This is a genomic window from Cellulomonas bogoriensis 69B4 = DSM 16987, assembly GCF_000767165.1.
GTDB classification, from domain to species: domain Bacteria; phylum Actinomycetota; class Actinomycetes; order Actinomycetales; family Cellulomonadaceae; genus Actinotalea; species Actinotalea bogoriensis.
The window spans coordinates 1-1,420 of sequence record NZ_AXCZ01000322.1; the positions used below are offsets into that span (position 1 = coordinate 1).

Genomic DNA, 1,420 nt, shown 5'->3' on the forward strand with positions numbered 1-1,420 from the left:
GTTCCTGCTCTCGGGCCGGTCGGCGTACGTCGACGGCCAGACCCTGACCGTCACCACCACCGACGGCACCACCCCCGACGACTGGGACCGGCCCCTGGACGGTCGGGTCGCGCTCGTCACCGGCGCCGCACGCGGCATCGGCGCGCAGATCGCCCGGGTCCTGGCCCGGGACGGGGCCCAGGTCGTGGTCGTGGACGTCCCCGCCGCCGGCGAAGGGCTCTCGCGCGTCGCCAACGAGGTGCGCGGCACGGCCCTGCAGCTCGACATCACCGCCGAGGACGCCACCGCCCGCATCGTCGAGCACGTCCGCACCCGGTACGGGCACCTGGACCTCGTCGTCCACAACGCCGGCATCACCCGCGACAAGCTGCTCGCCAACATGAAGCCCGACGCGTGGAGCTCGGTCCTGGCCGTCAACCTCGCCGCACCGCTGCGCCTCACCACCGAGCTGCTCGCCTCGGACGTCCTGGGTGAGCACCCGCGCGTGGTGTGCCTGGCGTCCACCAGCGGCATCGGCGGCACCCGCGGGCAGACCAACTACGCCGCGTCCAAGGCCGGGATCATCGGCATGGTCCACGCCATGGCCCCCGACCTGCACGGCACGGGCGGCACCATCAACGCCGTGGCACCCGGGTTCATCGAGACCGACATGACCGCCCGCATGCCGTTCGCGTCCCGGGAGGTCGCGCGCCGCATCAACTCCCTGCAGCAGGGCGGCCAACCCGTCGACGTGGCCGAGGCGATCGCGTTCCTCGCCTCACCGCAGGCCGGGGGCGTCAACGGGCAGACCCTGCGGGTGTGCGGGCAGCTCATGGTGGGCGCATGAGCGCCGCGCCCCGTGACGTCGTCGAGCTGACCGACCTGCCGGCCCTGCGCGGCCTCTACGCGCGTGGGGTGGCCGGGTCCGTCCGCGCCCAGGTCGACCGGAGCCGCACCCTGGCGCCCACCGCGCTACCCACCACCCAGGTGGTGGTGCGCGGCGTGGGCGCCGACCGGGACCACCTGGCCGAGTACCAGCACGTCGTCGGCGAGAACGGTGGCGACCAGCTGCCCGCCGGGTACGTGCACGTGCTCGCGTTCCCCGCGGCGATGGCCCTCATGGTGCGGCCCGAGTTCCCCCTGCCGCTGCTGGGCATGGTCCACACCGCCAACCGGGTCACCCAGCACCGGGCGCTCACCCTGGGCGACACGATGGACGTGGCCGTCCACGCCCAGGACCTGCGACCCCACCGGTCCGGGGTGACGGTCGACGTCGTCGCCGAGGTCACCGTCGACGGCGCAACCGCCTGGGAAGGGGTCTCCACCTACCTGGCCAAGGGCGTGCACCTGCGCGATGGCGAGCCGGTCGCGGACGCCCGGCGCGACGACGACGGGGCGCCCCCGGTCCCCACGGGCCAGTGGCAGCTCGGCGCCGACGTCG

1 protein-coding gene and 1 pseudogene are annotated in these 1,420 nt (G+C 74.5%); both read left to right on the forward strand.

Going from position 1 to position 1,420, the window contains the following annotated elements; genetic code table 11:
- Positions 1-826: 3-oxoacyl-ACP reductase (locus N869_RS15065; protein WP_035063008.1), on the forward strand; the 826-nt coding region annotated here is incomplete at its 5' end.
- Positions 823-1,420 (forward strand): annotated as a pseudogene (locus tag N869_RS15070) (hypothetical protein); the annotation flags it as partial. The gene N869_RS15065 and the pseudogene N869_RS15070, both read left to right, overlap by 4 nt.